Annotated in this window: 1 protein-coding gene and 1 pseudogene; both read right to left on the bottom strand. The window is 43.9% G+C overall.

What is annotated here, in order from left to right; translation table 11 throughout:
* Positions 1 to 518, bottom strand: a pseudogene (locus tag AC2VE5_RS28015) (iron ABC transporter permease); the annotation flags it as partial.
* A gap of 32 nt (positions 519 to 550) precedes the next feature.
* Positions 551 to 1247: extracellular solute-binding protein (locus AC2VE5_RS28020; RefSeq protein ID WP_486890774.1), on the bottom strand; the 697-nt coding region annotated here is incomplete at its 5' end.

A 1247-nucleotide genomic window follows, 5' to 3' on the forward strand; every position in this document is an offset into this window, starting at 1 on the left:
AACCCAGCTTGGACACTTAGGAGCAAATAAGGATAGGTGAACAAAGTAATTGCCAGAAGCGCGCCAGTCCAGCCATAGATTTCTGGTATTTCCTGCACACCTAACGGTTCTAACAATAGCTGCAACAAGCTACCTTTTGGGCCAAAGGCAGCAATTAGGGCAAAACAACCCACATAATCAGGAATTGCCAGCGGTAAAGTTGTAGCAATTAGCCAAAAACGCCGCCACGGCAAATCCGTCCGTAATGTTAAAAAGGCAAGAGGTACAGCAATTAATGCTGAAAATAATGGAGCAGCTACTGCTATTGCCGCACTGTTGAGTAGCACTACAAGCGTACGAGGACGGGATACTAAAGTCCATAGCTGTTCCCGACTAATAGCAACTGTACAAATAACCAAATAAGTTAATGGCAGTGCGATCGCTATACCAGTAAGTGTGGCCATCAACACGAGGAACATAGGTGGCTTGTGAGTTTTTGTAGCTGGTAGCTTATAAGTTTTTGTAACTTTAGATTGCATATTGTCACTTGCTCTTAGCTCCTTGCTTCTAGTTACAATACGTCCGCCTCTTGAAGTAAAGAGAGTGTTTCTTTCACATCCGCTAACTTGTTTAGGTCAATCTGCGGAGGATTAAGCTGGTCAAGCGAAACTTGCTCTTGTGATGCCGGGATACCTTGTACTAGAGGATATTCGTAAAACTCTTGAGTAAAGTATTTTTGCACCTCTGGACTAAGCATATAGGCAACAAACTTTTCTGCATCACTTTTTTGGTCAGTTGTATTTAACACAGCTAATCCTGCTGAGTTAATCAATGCTCCTGCATCACCACGCGTATGGTGGACGGCTACAGGGAAGCCAGGATTAGTTTTAGTAAATCGGTACAGATAGTAATTATTAACTAGCCCCAAAGCAATTTCTCCCCTACCCAAAGCCTCAACAATTGCAGAGTTACTACTATAGTTTTTAGCTCCATTGGCTTTCATTCCCCTCAACCACTCCAATGTTTTGCGATCGCCCTCCAACACTCGCATGGCGGTTACAAAAGATTGGAAAGAACCGTTAGTAGTTGCCCAACCAACTTTATTACGCCATTTTGGCGCTGTTAGTTGCATGACCGAGGTAGGGAGTTCACTAGGCTTGACGAGCTTGGTATTGTAGTCAATAACGCGAACTCGTCCAGAAATACCCGTCCATTGCCCGGTAGGAGAGCGAAATTGCTTATCGACTTTGTTTAGTAACTGTTCAGGG

The sequence above is a fragment of the Aliterella sp. E5.1 genome (assembly GCF_057473825.1).